A 23,373-nucleotide genomic window follows, 5' to 3' on the forward strand; every position below is an offset into this window, starting at 1 on the left:
GCATGTTGTGTTTATTGGAGGTTTCATGACGACGAATGCAGTTCTTCCATCACGCGGCCAGGTCGATGTCGCCGCGTCCATCAATGAATACCTGGAACGGCGCGACTGGCGTGTCAACGCCAACGCCAACCAGGGTTATTCGCTGGGCGGCCTGATACTCAATGTGTCGGGCAAGGTGATCGCCAACTACTGGCTGGACCAGGTATATCCGCCCGACGTGGGCGCCGCGCACCGCGAGGCAGCCCTGCACATCCACGACCTCGACATGCTGGCCGGCTATTGCGCCGGCTGGTCGCTGCGCACCCTGCTGCATGAAGGCTTGAACGGCGTGCCGGGCAAGATCGAGTCCGGCCCGCCGAAGCACATGTCGAGCGCCATTGGCCAGATCGTCAATTTTCTCGGCACCCTGCAAAACGAGTGGGCCGGCGCGCAGGCGTTCAGCTCCTTCGACACCTATATGGCGCCGTTCATCCGCAAGGACGGCCTGCGCTACGAAGACGTGCGCCAATACATGCAGGAGCTGATCTTCAACCTCAACGTGCCGTCGCGCTGGGGTACGCAGACGCCGTTCACCAACCTGACGTTCGACTGGGTCTGCCCGGACGACCTGCGCGAGCAGATTCCCGTCATCGCCGGCCAGGAAATGAACTTCAGCTATGGCGAGCTGCAGGCGGAAATGGACATGATCAACCGCGCCTACATCGAGATCATGATGGCGGGCGACGCCAAGGGCCGGGTCTTCACTTTCCCCATCCCCACCTACAACATCACCGAGGATTTCGACTGGCATAGCGACAACGCGCAGCGCCTGTTCGAAATGACGGCCCGCTACGGCCTGCCCTACTTCCAGAACTTCATCAATTCGGAACTCAAGCCGAACATGATCCGCTCCATGTGCTGCCGCTTGCAGCTGGACTTGCGCGAACTGCTGAAACGCGGCAATGGCCTGTTCGGTTCCGCCGAGCAGACGGGTTCCCTGGGCGTGGTGACCATCAACTGCGCGCGCCTGGGCCATTTGTGGCGCGGTGACGAAGCAGCCTTGCTGGCGGACCTGGACCGTCTGCTGGAACTGGGCAAGACCAGCCTGGAAATCAAGCGCCGCACCATCGAGGAGCTGATGCAGCAAGGCCTGTTCCCGTACACGAAACGCTACCTGGGCACCCTGCGCAATCACTTTTCCACCCTGGGCGTGAACGGCATCAACGAAATGATCCGCAATTTCAGCGCCGACGCTTACGACATCACGAGTCCGGAAGGCCACGCGCTGGCCGTGCGCCTGCTTGACCACGTGCGTGAGCGCATGGTGCAATTCCAGGAAGAGACGGGCCACATGTACAACCTGGAAGCGACACCGGCCGAGGGAACCACCTACCGCTTCGCGCGCGAAGACCGCAAACGCTATCCCGCCATCCTGCAGGCGGGCACCAGCGACAATCCGTATTACACGAATTCCTCGCAGCTGCCCGTCGGCCACACGGACGACCCGTTCGAGGCCCTGGAATTGCAGGATGCCCTGCAGCGCAAATACACGGGCGGCACCGTGCTGCACCTGTACATGACGGAAGCACTGTCCGACGCCAACGCCTGCCGCGAACTGGTAAAACGCGCGCTGAGCCGCTTCTCGCTGCCCTACATCACCGTCACGCCCACTTTTTCCATCTGCCCGCGCCACGGCTACCTGGCCGGCAAACATGAATTCTGCCCCACCTGCGACGCGGAGCTGATCGCCCGCAAGCAGGCCCACCCTGGCCCATCACTTGAGGAAACGCCATGAACGCACGTCCCGACTTCACTCCCGCCATCACCCTGCTCGACTCCGAACGCCAGCGCTGCGAAATCTGGACACGCGTGATGGGCTACCACCGCCCCGTCGCCTCGTTCAACATCGGCAAGCAGGGGGAATTCCACGAGCGCCAGTATTTTACGGAAGCGAGCGCCAAGGTTGGCCGGCCCGCCTGCCATGGCGCTTGAACTGAAAGTGGGCGGCCTGACGCCCTTTTCCGCCAGCGACTATCCGGGCAAGCTGGCGGCCGTGGTCTTCGTGCAGGGCTGCCCCTGGCGTTGCGGCTATTGCCACAACCCCCATTTACAGGCGCGCACGCCGGAAGGCGTGATGCCCTGGCAGGACGTCTTGACCTGGCTGCGCCGCCGCGTGGGCCTGGTCGATGCGGTGGTCTTCAGCGGCGGCGAAGCGTGCATGGACCCGGCGCTGGAGCGCGCCATGCACGACGCCAGGGCACTGGGGTTCGGCATCGGCCTGCACACGGCCTGCATCTATCCGCAGCGCCTGCAGGAAGTGCTGCCGCTGGTCGACTGGGTCGGCTTCGACATCAAGGCGCCGTTTGCCGACTATCGTCATGTAACCCGCGTGGCCGGCAGCGGCGACCCGGCGCGCGCCTGCCTGGAAGCGATCGTTGCCAGCGGCGTGGCCCACGAATGCCGCACCACCGTGCATCCGGATCTGCTGCCGGACGAACAGCTGCTGGCCCTGGCCAGCACCCTGGCCGCGAAAGGCGTCAACAACTACGTGCTGCAGCAGTTCCGCGCCGAAGGCTGCCTCGATACGGCACTCACCGGCCGCCCCCTGCACGGCTATCCTGACGCGCAGACATTGGCGCATATCGGCGCCATGTTTCCGCGTTTTACATTCCGTAATGTTGGCAACTGAGCCTGCCGCCACATAATTGTGGAAAGCACCGCAAAATTCCCCGTTCTGCAACGCTGAAAAGTCTGGTGTGCTGTAATGTAGCAAGTGTGCCGCGCACCGCGCGCGGCCCGTTTGCTCCCTCATTCAGCATTACAGATAAGCGTCATCCATGAACGATTTCACCGCAGCCAGCCCAGGCACTCCCTCCACCCACGCCGATATCCTGTACGGCCCGCCGCGACCGGATCTGCTGCGCGAGGAAGTGCTGGCCGACCTGCTGGAAGCGACGGCCCGCCGCTGCCCGGAACAGACTGCCCTGATCGATGGCGCGCGCCGCATCACGTATGCGCAACTCGACGCGCAGGCGGGTCTGGCCGCTTCGCGCCTGGTGGCGGCCGGCGTCAAGCCCGGCGACATCGTGGGCCTGTGGCTGCCGCGCGGCGCCCATCTGCTGCTGATGCAGGCGGCGATTGCCAAGGCGGGCGCCGCCTGGCTGCCCGTCGATGAAGACACGCCAGTCGAGCGCCTGCAAGTGTGCCTTGATGACGCCAACGGAGCCGGTGTCGTCAGCTGCGCGCAATTTGCGCCGCGCCTGGCCGACGCGGGACTGGGCCGTCCCGTATGGACGGCGGAAAGCCTGCTGGCGCCGGCCGCGCCGGGCGAACATCTGCCCGCGCGCGGCAAAGTTCTGCCCGAGCACCCGGCCTACGTCATCTACACGTCCGGCTCCACGGGCAAGCCCAAGGGCATCTTGATCAATCAGCGCAGCATCTGCCACTTCCTGCGCAGCGAAAACGCCGTGCTGGAAGTGGCGCAGTCCGACACCGTCTACCAGGGCTTTTCCGTCGCCTTCGACATGTCGTTCGAGGAAATCTGGATCGCCTACCTGGTGGGCGCCACCCTGTGGCTGGGCCCCAAGGACATATCGGGCGACCCGGAAGCGCTGCCGCGCGCGCTGGCCGCCAATCACGTCACGGTGCTGCATGCCGTGCCGACCCTGCTGGCCCTGTTCGCCGAGGACGTGCCAGAACTGCGCCTGATCAACCTGGGCGGCGAGATGTGCCCCGAGTCGCTGGTCGAGCGCTGGTCGCGCCCGGGCCGCGCCATGTTCAATACCTATGGCCCCACGGAAGCCACCGTCTCGTGCAGCCTGGCGCGCCTGCGCCCCGGCGAACCGGTCACCATCGGCACGCCGCTGCCCAACTACGGCTTGCTAGTGCTGCAGGTGGCCGAGCCGGGAGAAAACCGTCCTCTCGTCCTTCTGCCGCGCGGCGAGACGGGTGAGCTGTGCATCATCGGCCCCGGCCTGGCCGAGGGCTACCTGGGCCGCCCCGACCTGACCGTGGAAAAATTCCTGCCCAATCCCTGGAGCACGGGACCCGATGATGCGCGCCTGTACCGCACGGGCGACCTGGCGCGCATTGATGCCGATGGCCAGGTACTGTGCCTGGGCCGCGCCGACGACCAGGTCAAAATACGCGGCTTCCGCGTGGAGCTGGGCGAGATCGAAGCCGTGCTGGCGCAGCAGGCAGGCGTCGGCACCGTGGCCGTCTTGCTGCGCAAGGATGACAGCATCGACCAGCTGGTGGCGTATATCGTCGGCAGCGACGAGGCGCCGGCCGATGCGCTGGCGGCGAAAACCCTGCGCGCGGCCTTGAACCTGCACCTGCCGCCGTACATGGTGCCGGGCCGTTTTGAACTGCTGCCGCTGATGCCGCGCCTGACCTCGGGCAAGATCGACAGAAAAGCGCTGAAGGCCATGCCGCTGTGCGCATCGCCAGCCGGCGAGGCGGGTGTATCGGACGTGCCTGAAACGCCGGCCGAAGCGGCCCTGTTCGCGGCGCTGGCCAAGCTGTTCCCCGGCCAGGCGATCCTGCGCCAGCTGGACTTCTTCAGCGACCTCGGTGGCCACTCCTTCCTGGCCGCGCGCCTGGCGTCCGCCCTGCGCGCCGACCCCGCCTACGCCCACATGACGGTGCGCGACATTTACCAGAACCGGCAGATCGGCAAGATCGCCGCCGTATTGAACGAAGCGCCGGCGCTGGCCACGCCGGAAGCGGAGTGGACGCCGCCATCCACGGTGAAACGCTGGCTGTGCGGCGCGGCCCAGGCGGCGGCAGTGCCGGGTCTCGTGACCCTGCGCATGGCGCAGTGGATGGCGCCCTTCTTCACCTACCACTTCTTCACGGGCGACACGGGCGACACGGTGCCGCGCGCCATCGCCGCCTCGATCGGCGTGTTTTTACTCGCGACCCTGGCCGAATTTATCATTGCGATTGCCGGCAAGTGGCTGATCGCCGGGCGCTTGAAGCCGGGCAGCTATCCGCTGTGGGGCGTCACCTACTACCGCTGGTGGCTGGCCGACCGCCTGGTCGAATCGGCGCCCGCCTACCTGCTCAGCGGCTCGTCCCTGAACAGCTGGTGGCTGCGCGCGCTGGGCGCGAAAGTGGGCAAGGAAGTCGTCATCGGCTCGATGACCCTGCGCGCGCCCGACCTGCTGGCCATCGGCGACAACGTCAGCGTGGGCAATGCCGTCAACTTTGAAAACGCCCGGGTCGAGCGGGGCCGTTTGCTGCTGGGCCAGATCCGCATCGCCAACGACTGCTGCATCAGCTCTTACGCGATCATGGAAGGCAATACCAGCATGGGCGCCTTCGGCCACCTGGAAGGCCAATCGGCGCTGGCCGACGGCGCCACGGTACCGGCAGGCAGGATCTACACGGGTTCGCCCGCGCGCGACATCGGCGCGTTCGACCCTGCCAACCAGCCGCCGCGACCCGCCGTCTCGCGCCTGCGCCTGACGGGCGAAACCGTGTTCTTCTGCTTCGGCATGGTCTTGATTGCCGTGCTGTTCTTCATGCCCGTCTTCCCCAGCTTCGTGCTGATCGACTGGTTCGACGAACGCGAAATGATGCCGTGGCTGCAGGGCCGCGACGTGACGACGCAGCTGGCGCGCTACTTCCTGCTGGCCTTCCCCGCCAGCGCCGTGCTGATCGTGCTCACGGCCCTGCTGTCGGCCGCCATCCGCTGGGGCGCGCTGCCCCGTTTGAAGCCGGGCAGCTCGCCCGTGCACAGCAATATCTATTGCGCCAAGTGGCTGGTCAGCCATATCCAGGAATCGAGCCTGAACGTCCTGCACGGCATTTACGCCACCGTGTTCGCGCCGTGGTGGTACCGCCTGCTGGGCGCCAAGGTCGGCAAGGGCGCCGAGATTTCCACTGCCCTGGGCGTGGTGCCGGACATGCTGACCCTGGGCGACGACACCTTCATCGCCGACGCCGTCATGCTGGGCGACGAGCAGATAGACGGCGGCTGGATGACCATGCGTCCCACCGTCATTTCGCACCGCAGCTTTGTCGGCAATGGCAGCTACATCCCGGACGGCACCGTGCTGCCCGAGCACGTGCTGATCGGCGTGCACACGCACGCGCCGCGCAATGCGCAGATGCACAGCGGCGACACGTGGCTCGGTTCTCCGCCCATGCATTTGCCCGCGCGCGAACAGGTCAGCGGTTTTGCCGAACACCTGACCTTCAAGCCTTCGCTGCTGCGCCGCCTGGGCCGAAGCCTGATCGAAGCGTTCCGCATCGTCGCGCCGCACGCCGTGGTGATCGCAGTCGGCTACACCCTCGTGCTGGACGTGATGCCGATCGCGGGGGCCGGGCGCTGGGGCGAAGTGGTGGGCGACCTGGCGATCGCCGGCCTGGCCTACGGCATCGGCAATTTTTTGGTGGTCGTGCTGTTCAAGTGGCTGCTGCTGGGACGCTACCGCAAGCATGCAGCGCCCATGTGGACGCCGTTCGTCTGGGTCTCCGAAGGCGTCACCAACCTGTACGAAGGCATCGCCGTACCCAACTTCATGCGCTACCTGCGCGGCACGCCGTGGCTGCCGCTGGCCTTCCGCCTGTTCGGCTGCAAGATCGGCCGCGGCGTCTACATGGACACCACCGACATCACGGAATTCGACTGCGTGCACATCGGCGACTACAGCGAATTGAATGCCCTCACCTGCCCGCAGACGCATCTGTTCGAAGACCGCGTGATGAAGATCGACCACGTGGACATCGGCCAGCGCGTCTACATGGGCCCGCGCAGCTCCGTGCTGTACAGCGCCAAGGTGGGCGACAATGCGCGCCTGGGGCCATTGACCCTGGTGATGAAGGGCGAGCACATCCCCGCCGGCAGCAACTGGGCGGGCTGCCCTGCTGCGCCTTTGCGTAGCTGATTGCAGCTGATGGATTTTACGGTGCTCTGGTCGGGCGACGGCGTGCTGGCGATCAGCATCGTGCCGCCGCCATCCCGCATGGCAGCACGCGCGCACCTGCGCCAGGCCGTGCGCGAGGCGGCGGCACAGTGGCTCAAGCTGGATAGCGAGGCGATTTCAGTGGAGTCTGCGCCGGGCACCCCTCCCCGTTTGCTGCTGCCCGGCGGCGTTGCGGGCCTGTCGTTCAGCCATGACGAGGGACTCTCGCTGGCTGCGGTCCACCTGCATGGTCCTGTCGGCATCGACGTCATGCGCGTGCAGGATATTGCCGACTGGTTCCATCTGGCGCGCGATTTCCTGGGGCCGCAGGTGGCGCAGGAGCTGGCCGCCTGCCCCGATACGCAACGCCCGGTGCGCCTGGCGCAGGCGTGGACGGCGCGCGAGGCGGCACTCAAGTGCGCGGGTTTACAATTGGTGGAGTGGGATGAAATGTCACTGAATTGCAATGTGCAGCACATCGCTTTACAGAACGGATTTGTCGCAATGCTGGCAACCCCGAAAACGAAGACCGGGGTCGGACCCTGAGGGGGAGTTGGGTCCTGTGGGCCGTATTCCGATTCCGAAGGAACCGACCCCGGCCTGTTCGCCAGTGGCTTGATTTCCGATCAGTCCTCTTTGCCGTCACCAGCCCCACCAATCTGGACGAAAATCAGTTTTACGATAATACTGATAAGTACTCCCAGCACTCCGATCAATTCCAGCATGGTCTTTCCTTTGCAATGACAGCGGACCAGGCCACTGTAGCGCGAACGCGGGGACAAGGCGAATATCAAATCAGGCAGTCACCGATCTCGAAAAGGCATACGATTGATTTCTCTCAAACAGTTCAAGTACTTTGTCGAGATTGTCGATGCGGGCAGCTATTCGCGCGCGGCGGAGAAATTGTACATCGCGCAGTCGGCCCTGAGCCGGCAGATCAAGGAGCTGGAGGGCGAGGTGCAGGCGCTGCTGCTCACGCGCGACGCGCGCCATATCGAGCTGACGCCGGCCGGCCAGGTCTTCTATGAACGGGCCAGACGCATCCTGGAAGACATCGAGGAAACCGTGCGCCAGACGCGCCACGTGGGACAGGGCGCGCAAGGCATCATCCGCCTGCTGCATTCGAGTTCCGTCACCCTCACGCCCGCCATCGGTGCCGTCCTGAACCGCCTGCTGGCGCAGTTCCCAGGCGTTTCGCTGGATATCTCCAAGGGATCGTCGGAAAACCAGGCGGCCGATATCGAGGAAGGCCGCGCCGACCTTGGTCTCGTGCGCCTGCCCACCCTGCGCAAGCACGCCAATATCATCGTGCGCGAACTGTTTGCGGAAAAGCTGGTGGTGGCCGTGTCAGCGATGTCGCCGCTGGCCGCGCTGGAGCGCACGAGCATAGCCGCCCTGCGCAATGAGGCCTTCGTCTCGATCCCGCACAAGGACCGGGGCGGCCTCAGCTACCTGGTGGCGGGCCTGTGCCTGGCGCAGGGCTTCTTCCCCAAGGCGGCCCGCGCCCTGTCGCGCAAGACCTCGCAGCTGAACCTGATCGAAGCGAACATGGGCATCGCCATCGTCCCGGACAGCATGCGCCTGGTGGCGCCGCCCGGCGTGCGTTTTATCGCCCTGCCCGACGAGGAGTCGCACTCCGTCGTCGGCCTCATCTCGCCGCGCGCGGCCAGCGGCATGGTGGCCGCGTTTACCGAGGCGTTCGTGCGCGAGATGGCCACATTGCCGGCCGCTTAGCCTTCCGCATACAGCACCGCATCCGCATCGCGCACGGCTGCCATCAGCAAGGCCAGCTTCATCACATCGAGCTTGCCGTCCGTGCGCACGCGCGAGCACAGGTCGATGCCGTAGGGGCGCACCAGCCGCAGCGCTTCCATCACATTGGCCGCATCGAGGCCGCCGGCCAGAAAAACGGGACGCGGGCTGGCACGCACGAAACGCGCGCTGACGGACCAATCATGCGTGCGCCCCGTGCCGCCCAGTTCCGGGACGGCAGCGCCGGGGCGGCCCGAATCGAGCAAAAAGGCATGCACGTGGGGCGCGTAGGCGGTTATCAGGTCCAGCGCCTCGGGTCCTTCCACGTGGATCACCTGCACGCGCCGCACCTGCGGCAGCAAGCGGGCCAGTTCCGCCACTTCGCCAGGATCGACATGGCCGACGATCTGCACGGTCGATGGCTGCGTGACGCGCACCTGCTGCGCGATGGCTTGCGCCGTCGTCTCGGATGTCAGCAAAAAAGTGGCCACGGGCGGCGGGGTCCAGGCGGCGATCTGCGCGATGCGCGCATCGGGAATGGCGCCGGGGCCGGACGGCATGGCCGCCACCAGGCCCAGCGCGTCGGCGCCGGCGGCAATCGCCAGTTGCGCTTCGTCGATGGATGCGATACAGCAGATCTTGATGCGGGTTCTCATGGCCTGGGATGTTCGAGTTGGATGGTCAACATTACAACACGGCGCGGCGCGCACGCCAAGGCACGCGGTCAAGGCCGCGCGCGATTGTGTGCCAGAATGGGCCATTGCCCACTTCCCGAGGAACCCATGGCCGACTACAAGAACCCCAGCTACGTGGCCCGCTCCATGCACCCGCGCTTCGATGAGCTGACCTCGCCCGGTGAAGCCGTGCCGTATTCAGGCATCTACCGCTGCGACGGCTGCGCGCACGAAATCGTCTCGACGGAAGGCCACGTCATGCCGCCGCAAAACCACCACCAGCACAGCAGCGAGCAGGGGCCGATCCGCTGGCGCCTGATCGTCAGCCCGCGCTGATGCCGCTTGTTGCAGGGCGATGCTGCGGCGCAGATTGACAGGCGCCAGGCGCCGGCCGATACTGGATTTTTCCGCAGTTGCCCCTCGAACGCCACTGGAACACCAGCATGCGCATTGTCGATTTTGAAGTCCGCAAGGAGTGCCCGCCGCAGCTGTGCGACTGCGAACGCGAGCAGCTGCTGCACGATCCGCTGGCGGACATCGCCATCCTGCGCCTGAACCTGGCGGAAGAAAAGCGCCTGCTCGCGCACATCGAGAACATCGGCGACTATGCGCAGCTGAAGAAACTGCAGCAGCGCCTGCGCGACAACCTGGGCGTGGAACTGCAGATCGCGCCCGGGAGCGGCGAAGTACGCACCGTGCGCGGCTTCCAGATACGCCTGCTGGAACAACCGGGCCTGTGCCGCAAGACACGCGCAGCCATCCCCGCCGCCGTGCGCCGCTGCCTGGCCGCGCATCCCGAGATCGCGTTTGCGATATTGAATGAAAACGATTTGCTGGGTGGCGTGTGAGCCGGGTAGGTCGGATTGGCGGGTACCGCGTAAGCCGACAAGCTCAGATACGCTGGCAAAGAGTCGGATTACGCGGCTGAGATTGCGAGAGAGCGTCACGTAGGCCGGATTGGCGGGCACCGCGTAATCCGACACCATGGTTGGTGCATGTGCGAATGTCGGATTACGCTCCGCTAATCCGACCTACGCCGTCACGCTGGCACGGATGGCAATGACCTTGCCTTTCGCCGCGCGCGCGCGCAGCTGCCCGCAGCCGCCCTCCACATCCTGCCCGGCCGAATCGCGCAGCTTGGTCAGCACGCCACGCGCGTGCAGGGCGGCCGCAATGGCGCGCGCCTTTTCCCAGCTGGGGCGCCGGAACGGCAGATCGTCGATGGTGTTGTACGGAATCATGTTGAGCACTGCGTACTTGCCCTTCAAGAGTTCGACAATGCCATCCATCTCGTCGTCACCATCGTTCACGCCTTCCATCAGCGTCCACTGGTACTGCACCGGATAGCCGGTCAAGCGCGCATACGACTCGCCGAAGTCCACCAGTTCGCGCGGCGACAGCCTTGGCGCGCGCGGCAGCAGCTGTTCGCGCAGCGCCGGCTTGGTCGTGTGCAAGGAGAGGGCCAGCGCCGGCTTGACCCGCCCTTGCGGCAGGCGCTCGAAGGCGCGCGGGTCGCCCACGGTGGAAAACACCAGGTTCTTGTGGCCGATATTGCCTTCAGTGCCCAGCAGTTCGATGGCTTCCATCACATTAGACAGGTTATGCGCGGGCTCGCCCATGCCCATGAAGACAACTTTCTTCACGGGCCGCAGGGTGCGCGCCAGTACCACCTGGGCGACGATTTCGCCGCTGCTGACTTGCCGTATCAGGCCGTCGCGCCCCGTCATGCAGAACTGGCAGCCAACGGCGCAGCCGACCTGGCTGGACACGCACAGGCCATCGCGCGGCAGCAGCACGCTTTCCACCGTCTGGCCATCGTGCAGGCCCACCAGCAGGCGCGCCGAACCGTCCGCGCCCGGGTGGCTGCTCAACAGTTTCAGCATGCCCTGCAATTCCGCGTCCAGCGCGGGCAAGGCCACGCGCACGGGCAGCGGCAGGAAATCCTCGGCGCGGCGCCGGCCCTGGTCGTGCGGCTGCGCCTGTATCCAGTCGCGCAGCACGCGCTGTTCGTGCAAGGGCTTGGCGCCCAAGGCGCGCAGGCGCTGGCGGATGGTGTCGATTTGCATGGCGTCTGAATAAAGAACGGCGCGCCGGCAGGATTGCGAGGCGCGCCGCGTATGGCAATAAAAGCTTAGACTTTTTTCACGAACTCGGTCTTCAGGCTCATGGAACCGAAACCATCGATCTTGCAGTCGATATCGTGGTCGCTGTCGACCAGGCGGATGTTCTTGACTTTGGTACCCATCTTGACGACACCGCCGCCGCCCTTCAATTTCAAATCCTTGATGACGCTGACCGTGTCGCCGTCCTGCAGGATGTTGCCGGCCGCATCGCGGTATACCCGGGCGCCCTCTTCCACCGCCTCGCCAGCCGTGGCCGACCATTCATGCGCGCACTCGGGGCAGATCAGCTGGCTGCCGTCTTCGTACGTGAATTCGGATGTGCATTGTGGGCATGGGGGTAATGTGCTCATACTTCTCTCTGTCTGGTGAACAGCGCTGTGCTGTAAAAGCCGACAGTATACTGCCTACGCCCCGCATCAGCGTGCTTTTTTCACCATCATTATCAAGTCCGGCGCACAATCTCGATGGTGCTGTGGACGATTTCCTCATGTATGCCGATGCGCGCGCGCAGCCGGGCCGCCGTCAGGCTGGCATCGCGGCTGACCACCGATAGCGCGCACGAGTACAACTGCTTGCCAACCCGCCAGACGTGCAGATCGACGATGCGTGGCGTGTCGCCGTCCTGCTCGACTTCCACGGCTTCGCGGATTTCGGCCACCACCGGGTGGTCCATCTCGCGGTCCAGCAAAACCTTGCCCGTCTCCTGCATCAGTTTTTTCGCCCACAGCGCCACCAGCACGGCGCCGGCGATACCCATCACGGGGTCGAGCCAGTTCCAGCCATACAGCCAGGCGCCGCCCAGCGCGACAATGGCCAGCACGGAGGTGGCCGCATCGGCCAGCACGTGCACATACGCGGCCTTCATGTTCAGGTCTTCGCCATGGTCATGGCCATGGTGATCGTGGCCGTGGTGGTCGTGACCGTGATGATCGTGGCCATGGTGGTGATCGTGGTCATGATGCCCGCCGAGGATCAGCGCGCACACCAGGTTGACCGCCAGGCCGAAGCCAGCCACCGCCATCGCCTGCGGATAATGGATCGCCTGCGGCGAGAACAGGCGCTCGAGCGAGGCCACCACCATCAGCACGGCCACGCCCAGCAGCAGGATGGCGCTGGTATAGCCGGCCAGCACTTCTATCTTCCACGTGCCGAAGGCAAAGCGCGGGTCGCGCGCATAGCGGCGCGCAGCCGCATACGCAAACGCGGCCAGGCCGATGGCCAGCGCGTGCGAACTCATATGCCAGCCGTCGGCCAGCAGGGCCATGGAGTTGTACCACCAGCCGGCGGCAATCTCCAGCATCATCGTGGCCAGGGTGATCCACATGACGATGCGCGCGCGGCGTTCGGCCTTGCCATTGCTGCTGTCAAAAACGTGGTCGTGCTGCCAGGCGGAGAGGTCTTCCTTGAGGGATGGGGTGTGCATGGCGTGCTCCTTATTTGAGATAGGTACGCAGGATGCCGGCGATGTCGTCGGCGCCCCGGCTCCGCTCGTCGGCGGAAATGTCGGGACTGGCGACGTGTTCGCGCAGGTGCTCTTCGATGACTTCGGCCATCAGGCCATTCACGGCGCCGCGCACGGCGGCGATCAGCTGCAGCACCTCGCCGCAATCGCGCCCCTCTTCCAGGCCCCGCTCGAGTCCTTCCACCTGTCCCCGAATACGCTTCACGCGATTGAGCAGCTTGGTCTTGTTGTGCGCCGTGTGTCCCATGTCTTCATCCTGAAAAATACTATAGGGGGGTATACTATCAGAACGCATGCGGCGTGCGGCAAGGCATAAAAAAAGCCGCGCATCCTCGCGGATGGGCGGCCCGGTGAGCGGGAATGCGCTACGGCGCGGGCGGCGCGATCTTCTGCAATTTGCTGGCCAGCGAGGCATCGGACAATTCACCGAGATGGGTATCGGCCAGCCGCCCCCTGGCGTCATAGAACAGGGTGGTCGGCAAGGCGGAGGAACCGGCCGCCTTGCCCAGCGCCGCCTCGCTGTCGAGCACCACATTGCGCAGCGCCAGGCCGGAAGGCGCCAAAAAGGCGTTGGCGGCCGCTGCATCCTCGCGCTGGTTGGCATACACGAAAACGATATCGGCGCGCGCCTGCTGCGCGGCGGCCAGCACGGGCATCTCGCGCCGGCATGGCGGGCACCAGCTGGCCCACAGGTTGACCACCACGGGCTTGCCGGCGGCCAGCGCCGCCAGGCTGACGGACTCGCCGTCCAGCGTGCGCAGCGCCACGGCGGGCAAGGCCGTCGGCCTGTCATACGCCAGGCCCAGCCCCGCGCTCAACACGCCCCAGGACAGCGCGCCAGCCGCCACGCTGATCGCCAGCGGACGGCGCATGGCAGCCATGGCCGGACGCCGGCAGCGCCACGCGGCGATGGCCAGCGCGCCGGCGATGCCGGCCGGCGCCAGGAAGCCGCCATCGCGGATGTTGATGATGGACCAGGGCGCGGCAAGGTACTGCTCATGCCAGCGCAGGACGAATGCCAGCCGCGCGGCCAGCAGCCCGGCGATCAGCATGTCGGAAACCAGGGGGCCGGCGTCGGGCAGCTGGCGGTAGCGCCGCAACCACCAGGCCACGCCGTAGGCGACAAACAGGGAGACGAACAACAGGACCAGGCCCACAGGCAGGGCCAGAGGACCGATTTGCAGGGACAGCATGGGCGCTTTCAAGGACGTCGAATGGACGGCCATTGTGACCCATGCGGATTAAGCGGGCATTAAAAAAACAGGAAGTCAGGAAGCGGCCAGCGCCTCCTTGCGCACGAAATGCATGGCTTGCGGCTGGTCCACCAGCACGCACTGCTTGCCGGTGCGCTTGCAATGGTCGTGCACGCGCCAGTAGGCATCGTGGCTGACGCAGCCGGTCTGGCAAATCACCAGGTCGGCCGCCACCAGGCTCGCTTCCAGCGCCGCTGCATCGTCTGCGCCATCGCCGCCGCCCGCATGGTGCAGGAAGCGTCCGCCGGCCTGCTCGATGGCTTGCTGCGCCACGTTGGCGCCGTCGGCGTCCGGCCCCACTTCGCGGTCTACATAATTGCCCACATACAGTACGGCTTTTTCGCGCACGCCAGCCAGCAACTGCGCCTGCAGCGCGGAGCGCGGTACGGCCGATGGCGCGGGCACCCATTGCAGGCGCAGCAATTCGCGCATCAAATCCTGCACCCGCTCGCTGAGCCATTCGACCTTGCGCGCCAGCCGCGCCCGCGTCGGCAAGCCGGGCGCGACCGCCGCCATTTCGGCCAGTTCCTCGCGCGCCAGCGCCAGCTTCGTATCGCGGATCACGACCTGCGCGCGCGCGCGCATCAACTCCGACTCCAGCTGCGCGATGCGGGCTGCCTGCGCAGCCAGTTGCGCACTGCAGCGCGCCTGCGCGCGGCCATATTCCGCCATCAGCACGCGATGCTCGTGCGCGATCATGTCCTCGTTGCCATACACACTGCCCATCATGCCCTCCTTCACCGACCGTGGCGCCATGGCGCCAGCCCATCGCTACCCCATGGATTCGCATTATAAATGAGAATCATTATTATTTGTCTATGTGCGTGCGCGCAGTAGGGGTATGCGGTGGCCGCCGGCGTCACGCAGCCGGCGGGCAGGACAGCAGGCGCTGCCATACGTCGTCCTGCACATGGCGCACATGCCCCAGGCCGTCGGGGCCACGATAGATGTCCAGCGTGTTCGGCCACGCCACATCGATGAACAACAGTCGTGCCGGGTCGATCAGCAGGGACTGGCCGACAAAGTTGCCCTTGATCTCAGCCTTGTTGACGGCCAGCAGGCGCGCGCCGCCGGCAAGCGTGCGTACGTCCAGCGCCACGCCGCTGCGCTCGGCCACATCGCGTAGCCAGCGTTCGCGCCAGCGCGCCTGCTCCTCGAACTGTCCCTTGGGCGGCCGGTCCAGCTTGACGACGGCCGCCACGGGTCCGCCTTTGCCTGCCTGCAGCGAAAAGCCCATGCGTTCCTGCAATTCGACCGTGTAGGCCTCGCCCTTGATATCAATCTGGTAGCGCCCGGTTCCATCCTGCACCAGCAGGTCGGCCTGCTGATAGGCGGGCTGGACGCAAGTGGCATATTGATAGCTCAGCACATCGAGAAACGGTGGTTCGACGGTGGATGTGGCCGCCAAGGCGGGCGACAGGCTGGCACACAGGGCGGCGGCGACAGCGTATTTCATTGTATTCATGATTGCTCCGGTTCACGTGAGATGGCGATGGCGGCCGAAAACCAGGCATGGCGCGCCATGAAAGTGTATTCAAGAAATATTGCGCAGCATTTTTTCGAATGGTGGAATTGACAAGAACGGCACTCTAGCAGAACGGGAGAAAACGGCCCGCACGGCCCGTGCATGGCAGGGCCTGGCGCACGATTCAATTGAATCGCGCTTGTGAAATCACTATTTCTAAGGTGTAATCTTATAAGTAAATCATTGAATTAATTGCAAGTACGCTCATTTCTCCAAGCGGAGTCGCTATCAATGTCCGAACCGGTTCATGCCAGCGCGTCGTCGCCACCCCGTGCCTCCTCCAGCGCGGCATCCATCGCCAGCGGCTTCAGCCAGGCCACGCGCCTGCTGAAGCTGAGCACGCCGCTGGGCCAGGATGTGCTGCTGGCCGAGTGCGTGCGCGGCGAGGAAGGCCTGGGACTGGGCTATGTCTTCCACATCGCCGCCCTGTCGCTCGACGCGGCCAACGCGGGCAGCGCCAGCCTGGGCAGCCACACCGTGGTCATCGCCGACCACAACGGCAGTTTCCAGCCTAACGCCCAGGCCAGCATCGCCGACAGCCGGCCAGGCGCCGTCATGCCGCAAGACACCATGGACCGCTGGCGCATGCAGCTGCGCCAGCAAACCAGCGGCATCGAACTGTGCCGCTGGGATTACCGCACGCTGGGCGCACGGCCCATCAGCGCCGCTGGCGCGAAAGACGGCACGCTGGCCGACGGCATCCGCCCGCCAACATGGGGCTTTTTGCTATCGGATACGTTGCGCAAAAAATTGGACCTCCGTCGCGACCAGATAAAACTCAGCCTCCAGCATCCGCGAATCCGGATCGACGAGCTCGACTCCGGCCTATGGAGCGAACTGGGCAAGGAACCGTCGGTCCACCTGGTTGAAGACGGTGTGCCGGAATTGCCGGCGCTACTTAACAAACTGCTCAAGCCGATCCGCAACGACCACATGGCGCTGCCGGGCTTTGGCCAATGGGACGGCAATCCCAACGAAAGCTTCAACGACGCCGACAGCGACTGGCAAAGCGCCGAACTGCGCCAGCGATCAGCAAAAACGACGGAAAAACCATGATGTCCGCACCGTTCGACGTGCGGCGCCGGCAGAAATTTCTCTACGAAGATCTTTACCATAAAACGCGGGAAAATCAACTCGCGATAATCGATGTTGAACTCGAAAATAAAAGAATAGCCGACTCACTGCAGGGAAATGCTTCCGTCCATCATTTTTTGTATTTGGAAGCGTTCTGGATCTGGATGCTCGACTATACGGCTGGCGAACCGATCGCTGCTCTGGCGCCGCGCATTGCAGGCATCGTAGATAAATTTGAAGAATGGAACGACGTCGATCAACTCTATCAACAGGAAGCGGCGCTCGAGTTTCCAGAAGATGGGCCATATGAATTCCAGGGTGCCCCGCAGTTTTCCATCCTTTCCGATTATGAAGACACACTACAACTGCTCAGCATCGCCATCCTGCTGCGCGATCAACGATCAGCCCTACGCATCGTCCACGTGCTGCGCAGCCACCGTGGCAGCGATGGGCTGTTCGAGCAATTGATTGGCGCGTATGTCGAGGACAGTCAAGACCTGGACACCTGCATTATCAGCAAGCCCTACAACACCCTGCTGCAAGTATTCTATGAAGAAGACGACAACGCTGCCTTGGCCCTGCTCCAGAAGTATTTGAAACAGTGGTATCCGGCCATGAAAAATCATCCACGCTGGCACGATGAGCATCTCAACATCAGCGACGAAGGCTATGCCGCGTATTACGGTTACTGGGCCTTTGAGGCGGGTGCGACCGTCTTTATACTCGACCTGGACGATAGCCAGATCGACCATCTGGTCTACCCCAAAGACCTGGTCGACTATGCGCGAACATTATGGGAAGAAGGCCGCTATACCAGTCTGGCTGCGGAACCGCCGAAACATAACGGGCGTGTCGAAGCGGGACATTCCTCATCCGACACGGCTCTGCGGGAGTAACGATGCAGACGCTGGACGAACACACTTTTTTATCCAGGCGCAGGGAACCGCTGTTGTCATACGCGATCTACCTTGAAAGCAAGCATGGTATCGAAGAAGACATCGGCATGGTGGCCGCCGGCTTGTCGCAGCCGGCGGAAGTGCTGCGCGCTATTGCGCCAGAAAACTTCATGACGGCCACGCGCCAGCGGGCATGGGACGGCATCGACCTGCTCAGTCTGGCTTACAGCGCTGGCCACACGACAGCCGATCTGCGCGCGCTGTACCCCACGGTACTGGAATACTGGGAAGAGTTTGCCAGCTATGACAGGGCTTTTGACGTGCAGGCCGGCGCCGCGGAACAGGGATTTCCCCACTTCGCCCTGCCTGGTGACGGCTACGAGCAGGTCAACTGGATGATCTGCCTTGGCATTCTCCTGGGTTGGGGCAATTGGCTGCCCCGCCTGGCACCCGTCATCGATTTCAACAACCATGAAAAAGATGGGCTGGTCGAACGCCTGCTGGCCTTTTCCGTCGCTGGCAGGGACACCGCCTGGCCAACATGCACGCGCCGCCAGCCCTATGTCAAGACACTCAAGATATTTGCGGCAGAAAAACAGGCGCGTCCGGCGCTGATGCAGGACTACCTGGCAAAATGGTACGATGCCAGCCGCCGCGAACCCTACTATGGCAGCTACGCGCGTGACACCTCATTTTCAGGCTACTGGTCATGGGAAGCGGCCGCCATCACATGCCTGCTCGACATCGACGACAGCTGCTATCGCGATGCCGCATTCTATCCCGCCGACCTGACGGCACTCCACCGTCAGTCACTCTCTACATGATTGGAGCCCGCATGCGCAGCAAACCCGCCGTGATCGCCGCCTGCCTCATCTTCGCCACGCCCGCGCTGTCGCTCGCCGCCGACACACCTTTCCCGGGCATTTATTCCGTCATCGATCCCGTCACGGGCATGACACAGGATGTGCTGAAGATCGAACCCTTCATCGATGGCGAATTCAACGTCTTTCCCCGTTTCGCGGGCGAACGGGCATGGGCCGGCGTGCTCTCCGCCAAGGTCATGGGCGCCGGGGACCGCTACCTGGCGGAACCATTATTCCCTCAGGACGGCAAGGTGCGCGCACTGGCGATAGAGGACGTCGGCTACCTCTACTACACGCCCGGCGGAAGTTATTCGCACGACGGCCGCTCGGATACGGGCTACCTGAGCCATATCTTTGCCATCGGCATCAAGTCCATGCAGCGCCGTCCGCTGCTGGCAGGCCATGCCGAACGGGGCGAGCGCGACCAGCATGACTACCAGCCCGGGGCCGATGAGGCAAAGATAGCGGTCAGCACCTTGAACTACAGCGCCCGCCCCATCCAGGTCGGCGTCAGCGATGCCGGCCATCCGGCCAACGCCGTCGATACCGATCCCCTGAACCCTTATATGGGCAGCGCCGCCAATTGCTGCTTCTACCTGCCAGGCGCCCCACACAAGCCGGGACGGGTCAACATCGAATACCGCTGGCTGCCGGACGGCAAGCCGGAAACGCGCACCTTGCCGCTGCCGGCCGGCACTGCCACCGAGGAACTGCTGGTCATCGTGCAAGCCGATGGCCAACTGGCGCTGGAATTTCGCGTCCCGCAGGCGTCGTTGTCGATGACGGAGGATGGCGGTGTGAATGCCGGCAATGGCCGGCTGTATCCGGCCCTGCCCGCCGCCGAGCGCAAAGCCGTGCTGGCTGCGGAACTGGCGCGTCAAAAGAATTCGCTACAAGACGTCGGCAAAAAACTGGAGAAACTGCCCCCGACGACTCCGTTGCAGCTCAAGCAGCGGGTGGCAGAACAGGTCGCAGCGCGGCAGACCGCCGTGACCTATCTGGAAGCGTTTTCCGCATGCAAAGCGACGGTGCGCGAGTGCGACAAGCAAGCCAGGGCGGCGGCAGGCATGCAATGATGGGGACCGGGTCGTATCAGGCAGTGGCCTCTTCCGTCGGATGGAGATTGCTCGATATCAGCACGCTGTCGTCGCCGCTGTACACCTTACCCCGCCTTGCCGGACAGGCCATAGCTGGCCCAGCTTGAATCGACCGGTTCGCGCCCTTCCGTCTTCGTGCGCGGGATCTTTTGGCTCTGTCGGCGCTGGTGCAGGCAGAGCGCAGTGGCGGTCATGCGGATACGCCCGACAGGAAAAATTGTCGCTGCGCCGCAGACATCAACAGATGGGACCAGCGGGACCAGCGATGCTTTTTCCTGAGCCGAGATCAACACCGAAATCGCACTGATAGCCGTCAGGGGGTATCTGGCAAGCATTAGTGGTGAAGGCTGAGATGTATCAAGCTTGAGGCCAGGTGCGGCTGAATCGGCAGCAGACGGCGCTCGCCGCTACAGCCTGAGATGAGGCGACGGCGCTGGCCGCTGCGCGGCCAACGTGCCGCGCGCAGCGCGGTGGCTGGGCGATTCGGATAGCCTCGCGCCCCTCAGGGCGCTGCGTCTTCGAATCCCACCGTTCCGTCCAGACAAACAAAAAAGCCTCCCGCAGGGGAGGCTTTTTTGTTTGATTCTGGCGGAGACGGTGGGATTCGAACCCACGATACAGGTATAAGCCGTATGCATCCTTAGCAGGGATGTGCCTTCGGCCACTCGGCCACGTCTCCTAGCTGATTACTCAACTATGTCTCTGTAGCTAACTGCGCTGCAGCGACGAACGTCATAATATCGATTGCCCCCCCTTTGGTCAAGGGCGTGGGGCAATATTTTTACATTTTTAAGCTTTTTCCAGCTCGAACGCTTTATGCAGCGCGCGCACGGCCAGTTCCATGTACTTTTCATCGATCAGCACGGAGATCTTGATCTCGGACGTCGAAATCATCATGATGTTGATGCCCTCTTCCGACAGGGTACGGAACATTTGCGATGCGACACCGACGTGGCTGCGCATGCCGACGCCGACGACGGACAGTTTCGACACTTTCGCGTCGCCCGTGATGCTGGCCGCGCCCAGTGCTTCGCGGTTCGCTTCCAGCACGGCCAGGGCGCGCGCATATTCGCCGCGCGAGACGGTGAAGGTGAAGTCCGTTTTACCGTCGACCGACTGATTCTGTATGATCATGTCGACTTCGATATTTGCGTCCGCCACCGGCCCCAGGATGTGGTACGCCACGCCTGGACGGTCGGGCACGCCGAGCACGGTGATTTTGGCTTCATCGCGGTTGAAGGCGATGCCGGAGATGACTGCTTGTTCCATGTTTGTATCTTCCTCAAACGAAATCAGGGTGCCTGAATTGGCTTCTATTTCCAGCGGCAACATCGGGTCGGTCAGCGACGACAGCACGCGCGTGGGCACGCGGTAGTTGCCGGCAAATTCCACCGAGCGCGTTTGCAGCACTTTGGAGCCCAGCGAAGCCAGTTCCAGCATTTCTTCAAAGGTGATGGTCTTCAGGCGGCGCGCCTCGGAGACCACGCGCGGGTCGGTCGTGTAGACGCCGTCGACATCCGTGAAGATCAGGCACTCGGCCGCCTTCATGGCGGCGGCGATGGCCACGGCCGACGTGTCGGAACCACCGCGGCCCAGGGTCGCGATATTGTCGTTCTCGTCGACGCCCTGGAAACCGGTAATGATGACAATCTTGCCCGCATCGAGGTCGCGTTTGACTTTCTCGTCATCGATCGACTGGATGCGTGCCTTGGTAAAGGCGGAATCGGTCTTGATCGCGACTTGCCAGCCAGCATAGGATACGGCTTGTTTGCCGATCGCCAGCAGTGCCATCGACAATAGGCCGACGGACACTTGTTCGCCTGTCGAGGCGATCATGTCAAGTTCACGGGGATCGGGTTGATCCATGATTTCCTTGGCCAGTCCAATCAGGCGGTTGGTTTCGCCCGACATGGCGGATGGCACCACCACGATTTGATGCCCGGCGTCGTGCCACTTGGCAACGCGCTTGGCGACATTCTTGATACGGTCAGTCGAGCCCATCGACGTACCGCCATATTTGTGGACGATTAAAGCCATAAGAGTGAAGTTTCCGCTCAAGAAGAATAAAAAAGGAGGGCTTTACTCTACATGCCGCAATGCAAAATAACAAGCTAAAAAGCGCATTAGCTCATACCAATTACATATATGGAAATAACCAATTCATGCAGTCCAGCTGGCTTGGGCAGCCACTTGCCGGCCACCTTGCAAGTGGCCGTGGTGGCCGCTCCCACGCTCAGCAGGACTGCCAGCGCAAGGTGATGCGTGGACGATCTAACAAGCTCAGGCAATGACAGTCGAGGCCAATACCAGCCGCATACAGCAATTGTTGCGCCGCACAGACAAGGGGCAGGCGTTGACGTTCCCAGGCAGGCACATCGAATGCCTGGTAATGGTATTTCAAGCTCTTGGTGGGACGGTTCAAGGCCAGCTTCAGGCGCTCGCCGCCCTGGCGGAAATCGATGCTCAGGGTCTGTGTTTGCAGCCAGGCAATATCGATGCCCTGCCCGCCCGCTGCCACCGCATCGAAATGCAGCACGCCGCCGTACGCGGGAAACGCCAGGCTGGCCTCGCCTTTCCAGGTGAATGCCTGGCTGACCTTTTCCAGGCCGGGAATGCCGGCGTCGTCACGCTCGCGCATGCCGGCCAGGTCATCGAGTTTCGGCGTCAGGTACAGGCGGTCGCGGTGGCGCCGCACGTGGCAGTCGGGATGCGTCACCAGCAATTGCGCGTCGGGCCGCGCTTCGAGCAGCTGCGCCAGCATTTCCACCAGCCACGCCGTCGACGGCATGCGCAAGCCGCGCGTGCCGAACCAGTGGCGCAGCAGGTTGTAGCAGCGGTCCGCGCTCAGCGCGCGCAATTTCGCCAGCTCGATGCAGTCGCCATCGAGGCACGCCGCCAGATCCTGCACCGCCAGTTCCGTCAGCAGACGCTGCGCCGACTGCGCATGCTGGGCGCTGCGGGCAAAGCGTTCCTGGAAACCGGGAAACGCCTGCGCCAGCACGGGCATCACCTGGTGCCGCAGGGCATTGCGGGCAAAGCGGGGATCGTCGTTCGATTCGTCGTGGATGTGCGCGATCGCATGGCTCGCCACGTACGCTTCCAGCTGTTTGCGCGACACGGGCAGCAGCGGGCGCGCCATTACCAGGTCCGGATTGCCCAGCAGCTCGGGCGCGCTGTTGGCGCCATCCATGCCGGACAAGCCCGCCGTGCCGGAACCGCGCAGCAATTGCAGCAGCACCGTTTCAGCCTGGTCATCCTGGTGGTGGGCCGTGAGCAGCAGGCGCACGCCATGCGCGGCGCACAGCTGGCCCAGGGCCGCGTAACGGCGCTTGCGGGCCGCCTCTTCCGTGCCCGTCTTCGCATTCTTTTCCACGGCGACCTTGCGCGCTTCAAAGGCGATGCCCATGCCGGCGCACAATTGCTCGCAGTGCGCCAGCCACGCATCCGCGTTCGGACTCAGGCCGTGGTGCACGTGGAACGCATGCAGGGCCACGCCATGCTCTTGCGCCCAGGCATGCGCCAGGTGCAACAGGGCCGAGGAATCGAGGCCGCCGCTGAGGGCGATGCCTATCGTCCCGCCGGCTTGCGGTTCGCAGGTTTCCAACGCGCGGGCGAAGATGTCGGGCACGGTGGCGATTTGTTGCTTTTTCAATGTGGACTCCGGGAATGCAAAGAGGGACAGGCGGCTAAACGGATGGTGTCGTTTAGCGGACTGTCCCTGGAAATACTTATTCATTGCAGGCGAAAATCAGGGGTCAGACCCG

Annotated in this window: 23 protein-coding genes and 1 tRNA gene; 12 read left to right on the top strand and 12 right to left on the bottom strand. The window is 63.8% G+C overall.

The window, feature by feature from the left end:
• The first annotated feature begins 25 nt into the window (after window positions 1-25).
• The 6 genes from ACQ4WR_RS10830 to ACQ4WR_RS10855 all read left to right on the top strand — a co-directional run bounded on the left by ACQ4WR_RS10830 (window position 26) and on the right by ACQ4WR_RS10855 (window position 8,624).
• Window positions 26-1,774 (top strand): ribonucleoside triphosphate reductase, encoded by a 1,749-nt coding sequence (locus ACQ4WR_RS10830; protein WP_436487195.1) that lies wholly within the window; start codon window positions 26-28, stop codon window positions 1,772-1,774.
• Window positions 1,771-1,971, top strand: coding sequence for an anaerobic ribonucleoside-triphosphate reductase (nrdD, locus tag ACQ4WR_RS10835; RefSeq protein ID WP_436487196.1), 201 nt, complete (start codon window positions 1,771-1,773; stop codon window positions 1,969-1,971). The genes ACQ4WR_RS10830 and nrdD overlap by 4 nt, the downstream gene beginning before the upstream one ends.
• Window positions 1,961-2,668, top strand: coding sequence for an anaerobic ribonucleoside-triphosphate reductase activating protein (locus tag ACQ4WR_RS10840; protein ID WP_436487198.1), 708 nt, complete (start codon window positions 1,961-1,963; stop codon window positions 2,666-2,668). The genes nrdD and ACQ4WR_RS10840 overlap by 11 nt, the downstream gene beginning before the upstream one ends.
• 148 nt (window positions 2,669-2,816) lie before the next feature.
• Window positions 2,817-6,872, top strand: coding sequence for a Pls/PosA family non-ribosomal peptide synthetase (locus ACQ4WR_RS10845; RefSeq protein ID WP_436487200.1), 4,056 nt, complete (start codon window positions 2,817-2,819; stop codon window positions 6,870-6,872).
• Between the two features lie 9 nt (window positions 6,873-6,881).
• Entirely contained in the window at window positions 6,882-7,436 is a 555-nt protein-coding gene (locus ACQ4WR_RS10850) for a 4'-phosphopantetheinyl transferase family protein (RefSeq protein WP_436487202.1), read from the top strand.
• Window positions 7,437-7,718: 282 nt separating this feature from the next.
• Complete coding sequence (locus tag ACQ4WR_RS10855; RefSeq protein WP_436487204.1) at window positions 7,719-8,624, top strand: LysR family transcriptional regulator; 906 nt, start codon at window positions 7,719-7,721, stop codon at window positions 8,622-8,624.
• On the opposite strand, the gene ACQ4WR_RS10860 is transcribed toward ACQ4WR_RS10855, so the two are convergent.
• A complete protein-coding gene (locus tag ACQ4WR_RS10860; RefSeq protein ID WP_436487206.1) occupies window positions 8,621-9,298 on the bottom strand; it encodes a phosphoribosylanthranilate isomerase in 678 nt (225 codons plus the stop codon). The two genes, ACQ4WR_RS10855 and ACQ4WR_RS10860, sit on opposite strands and share 4 nt — an antisense overlap.
• 126 nt (window positions 9,299-9,424) lie before the next feature.
• On the opposite strand from ACQ4WR_RS10860, the gene ACQ4WR_RS10865 reads away from it, so the two are divergent.
• Together ACQ4WR_RS10865 and ACQ4WR_RS10870 are read left to right on the top strand one after the other, a co-directional pair.
• Window positions 9,425-9,652, top strand: a complete 228-nt coding sequence (locus tag ACQ4WR_RS10865; RefSeq protein ID WP_077402374.1) for a hypothetical protein — start codon at window positions 9,425-9,427, stop codon at window positions 9,650-9,652.
• 107 nt (window positions 9,653-9,759) lie between these two features.
• A complete protein-coding gene (locus ACQ4WR_RS10870; RefSeq protein WP_436487208.1) occupies window positions 9,760-10,164 on the top strand; it encodes a hypothetical protein in 405 nt (134 codons plus the stop codon).
• 183 nt (window positions 10,165-10,347) lie between these two features.
• Here the strand turns inward: ACQ4WR_RS10870 and ACQ4WR_RS10875 are convergent, their stop codons facing one another.
• The 7 genes from ACQ4WR_RS10875 to ACQ4WR_RS10905 form a co-directional block, all read right to left on the bottom strand.
• Complete coding sequence (locus tag ACQ4WR_RS10875; RefSeq protein ID WP_436487210.1) at window positions 10,348-11,382, bottom strand: RNA methyltransferase; 1,035 nt, start codon at window positions 11,380-11,382, stop codon at window positions 10,348-10,350.
• 65 nt (window positions 11,383-11,447) lie between these two features.
• Window positions 11,448-11,789, bottom strand: coding sequence for a zinc ribbon domain-containing protein YjdM (locus ACQ4WR_RS10880; RefSeq protein ID WP_102298824.1), 342 nt, complete (start codon window positions 11,787-11,789; stop codon window positions 11,448-11,450).
• A gap of 92 nt (window positions 11,790-11,881) precedes the next feature.
• Window positions 11,882-12,862: a CDF family Co(II)/Ni(II) efflux transporter DmeF gene (gene dmeF / locus ACQ4WR_RS10885; RefSeq protein WP_436487212.1), complete on the bottom strand. Its 981-nt coding sequence runs from the start codon at window positions 12,860-12,862 to the stop codon at window positions 11,882-11,884.
• A gap of 10 nt (window positions 12,863-12,872) precedes the next feature.
• Window positions 12,873-13,148 carry a metal/formaldehyde-sensitive transcriptional repressor gene (locus ACQ4WR_RS10890; RefSeq protein ID WP_102298820.1) on the bottom strand — a complete coding sequence of 92 codons (276 nt, stop codon included), beginning with the start codon at window positions 13,146-13,148 and terminating at the stop codon, window positions 12,873-12,875.
• Window positions 13,149-13,266: 118 nt separating this feature from the next.
• Window positions 13,267-14,094 carry a TlpA family protein disulfide reductase gene (locus tag ACQ4WR_RS10895; RefSeq protein ID WP_436487214.1) on the bottom strand — a complete coding sequence of 276 codons (828 nt, stop codon included), beginning with the start codon at window positions 14,092-14,094 and terminating at the stop codon, window positions 13,267-13,269.
• A 75-nt stretch (window positions 14,095-14,169) separates the two neighbouring features.
• The gene (locus tag ACQ4WR_RS10900; protein ID WP_436487326.1) at window positions 14,170-14,880 is read right to left on the bottom strand and encodes a DUF2325 domain-containing protein; all 711 of its coding nucleotides are present in this window, start codon (window positions 14,878-14,880) and stop codon (window positions 14,170-14,172) included.
• A 133-nt stretch (window positions 14,881-15,013) separates the two neighbouring features.
• Window positions 15,014-15,619 carry a hypothetical protein gene (locus ACQ4WR_RS10905; RefSeq protein WP_146012432.1) on the bottom strand — a complete coding sequence of 202 codons (606 nt, stop codon included), beginning with the start codon at window positions 15,617-15,619 and terminating at the stop codon, window positions 15,014-15,016.
• Between the two features lie 291 nt (window positions 15,620-15,910).
• On the opposite strand from ACQ4WR_RS10905, the gene ACQ4WR_RS10910 reads away from it, so the two are divergent.
• The 4 genes from ACQ4WR_RS10910 to ACQ4WR_RS10925 are packed head-to-tail and all read left to right on the top strand — an operon-like array spanning window position 15,911 to window position 19,588.
• Complete coding sequence (locus tag ACQ4WR_RS10910; RefSeq protein ID WP_436487216.1) at window positions 15,911-16,735, top strand: hypothetical protein; 825 nt, start codon at window positions 15,911-15,913, stop codon at window positions 16,733-16,735.
• Complete coding sequence (locus ACQ4WR_RS10915; RefSeq protein ID WP_436487218.1) at window positions 16,732-17,649, top strand: PoNe immunity protein domain-containing protein; 918 nt, start codon at window positions 16,732-16,734, stop codon at window positions 17,647-17,649. The genes ACQ4WR_RS10910 and ACQ4WR_RS10915 overlap by 4 nt, the downstream gene beginning before the upstream one ends.
• Before the next feature lie 53 nt (window positions 17,650-17,702).
• Entirely contained in the window at window positions 17,703-18,473 is a 771-nt protein-coding gene (locus ACQ4WR_RS10920; protein WP_436487219.1) for a PoNe immunity protein domain-containing protein, read from the top strand.
• Window positions 18,474-18,484: 11 nt separating this feature from the next.
• The gene (locus ACQ4WR_RS10925; RefSeq protein WP_436487220.1) at window positions 18,485-19,588 is read left to right on the top strand and encodes a hypothetical protein; all 1,104 of its coding nucleotides are present in this window, start codon (window positions 18,485-18,487) and stop codon (window positions 19,586-19,588) included.
• Window positions 19,589-19,674: 86 nt separating this feature from the next.
• Here ACQ4WR_RS10925 and ACQ4WR_RS10930 read toward each other — a convergent pair whose 3' ends face one another.
• The 4 genes from ACQ4WR_RS10930 to tilS all read right to left on the bottom strand — a co-directional run bounded on the left by ACQ4WR_RS10930 (window position 19,675) and on the right by tilS (window position 23,261).
• Window positions 19,675-19,803 carry a hypothetical protein gene (locus ACQ4WR_RS10930; RefSeq protein ID WP_436487222.1) on the bottom strand — a complete coding sequence of 43 codons (129 nt, stop codon included), beginning with the start codon at window positions 19,801-19,803 and terminating at the stop codon, window positions 19,675-19,677.
• A gap of 392 nt (window positions 19,804-20,195) precedes the next feature.
• Window positions 20,196-20,288 (bottom strand) — tRNA-Ser (locus tag ACQ4WR_RS10935).
• 110 nt (window positions 20,289-20,398) lie between these two features.
• Window positions 20,399-21,646, bottom strand: coding sequence for an aspartate kinase (locus ACQ4WR_RS10940; protein ID WP_102296438.1), 1,248 nt, complete (start codon window positions 21,644-21,646; stop codon window positions 20,399-20,401).
• A 196-nt stretch (window positions 21,647-21,842) separates the two neighbouring features.
• Window positions 21,843-23,261: a tRNA lysidine(34) synthetase TilS gene (gene tilS, locus ACQ4WR_RS10945; RefSeq protein WP_436487224.1), complete on the bottom strand. Its 1,419-nt coding sequence runs from the start codon at window positions 23,259-23,261 to the stop codon at window positions 21,843-21,845.
• Window positions 23,262-23,373: the final 112 nt, after the last annotated feature.

The organism is Janthinobacterium amylolyticum (genome assembly GCF_051380655.1).
Taxonomy (GTDB): domain Bacteria; phylum Pseudomonadota; class Gammaproteobacteria; order Burkholderiales; family Burkholderiaceae_D; genus Janthinobacterium.

Coding starts and splice junctions, on each gene's coding strand:
- ACQ4WR_RS10830 (WP_436487195.1), top strand. CDS start 26: ATGACGACGAATGCAGTTCTTCCATCACGCGGCCAGGTCGATGTCGCC.
- nrdD (WP_436487196.1), top strand. CDS start 1,771: ATGAACGCACGTCCCGACTTCACTCCCGCCATCACCCTGCTCGACTCC.
- ACQ4WR_RS10840 (WP_436487198.1), top strand. CDS start 1,961: ATGGCGCTTGAACTGAAAGTGGGCGGCCTGACGCCCTTTTCCGCCAGC.
- ACQ4WR_RS10845 (WP_436487200.1), top strand. CDS start 2,817: ATGAACGATTTCACCGCAGCCAGCCCAGGCACTCCCTCCACCCACGCC.
- ACQ4WR_RS10850 (WP_436487202.1), top strand. CDS start 6,882: ATGGATTTTACGGTGCTCTGGTCGGGCGACGGCGTGCTGGCGATCAGC.
- ACQ4WR_RS10860 (WP_436487206.1), bottom strand. CDS start 9,298: ATGAGAACCCGCATCAAGATCTGCTGTATCGCATCCATCGACGAAGCG.
- ACQ4WR_RS10865 (WP_077402374.1), top strand. CDS start 9,425: ATGGCCGACTACAAGAACCCCAGCTACGTGGCCCGCTCCATGCACCCG.
- ACQ4WR_RS10870 (WP_436487208.1), top strand. CDS start 9,760: ATGCGCATTGTCGATTTTGAAGTCCGCAAGGAGTGCCCGCCGCAGCTG.
- ACQ4WR_RS10875 (WP_436487210.1), bottom strand. CDS start 11,382: ATGCAAATCGACACCATCCGCCAGCGCCTGCGCGCCTTGGGCGCCAAG.
- ACQ4WR_RS10880 (WP_102298824.1), bottom strand. CDS start 11,789: ATGAGCACATTACCCCCATGCCCACAATGCACATCCGAATTCACGTAC.
- dmeF (WP_436487212.1), bottom strand. CDS start 12,862: ATGCACACCCCATCCCTCAAGGAAGACCTCTCCGCCTGGCAGCACGAC.
- ACQ4WR_RS10890 (WP_102298820.1), bottom strand. CDS start 13,148: ATGGGACACACGGCGCACAACAAGACCAAGCTGCTCAATCGCGTGAAG.
- ACQ4WR_RS10895 (WP_436487214.1), bottom strand. CDS start 14,094: ATGCTGTCCCTGCAAATCGGTCCTCTGGCCCTGCCTGTGGGCCTGGTC.
- ACQ4WR_RS10900 (WP_436487326.1), bottom strand. CDS start 14,880: ATGGGCAGTGTGTATGGCAACGAGGACATGATCGCGCACGAGCATCGC.
- ACQ4WR_RS10905 (WP_146012432.1), bottom strand. CDS start 15,619: ATGAATACAATGAAATACGCTGTCGCCGCCGCCCTGTGTGCCAGCCTG.
- ACQ4WR_RS10910 (WP_436487216.1), top strand. CDS start 15,911: ATGTCCGAACCGGTTCATGCCAGCGCGTCGTCGCCACCCCGTGCCTCC.
- ACQ4WR_RS10915 (WP_436487218.1), top strand. CDS start 16,732: ATGATGTCCGCACCGTTCGACGTGCGGCGCCGGCAGAAATTTCTCTAC.
- ACQ4WR_RS10925 (WP_436487220.1), top strand. CDS start 18,485: ATGCGCAGCAAACCCGCCGTGATCGCCGCCTGCCTCATCTTCGCCACG.
- ACQ4WR_RS10930 (WP_436487222.1), bottom strand. CDS start 19,803: ATGACCGCCACTGCGCTCTGCCTGCACCAGCGCCGACAGAGCCAAAAG.
- ACQ4WR_RS10940 (WP_102296438.1), bottom strand. CDS start 21,646: ATGGCTTTAATCGTCCACAAATATGGCGGTACGTCGATGGGCTCGACT.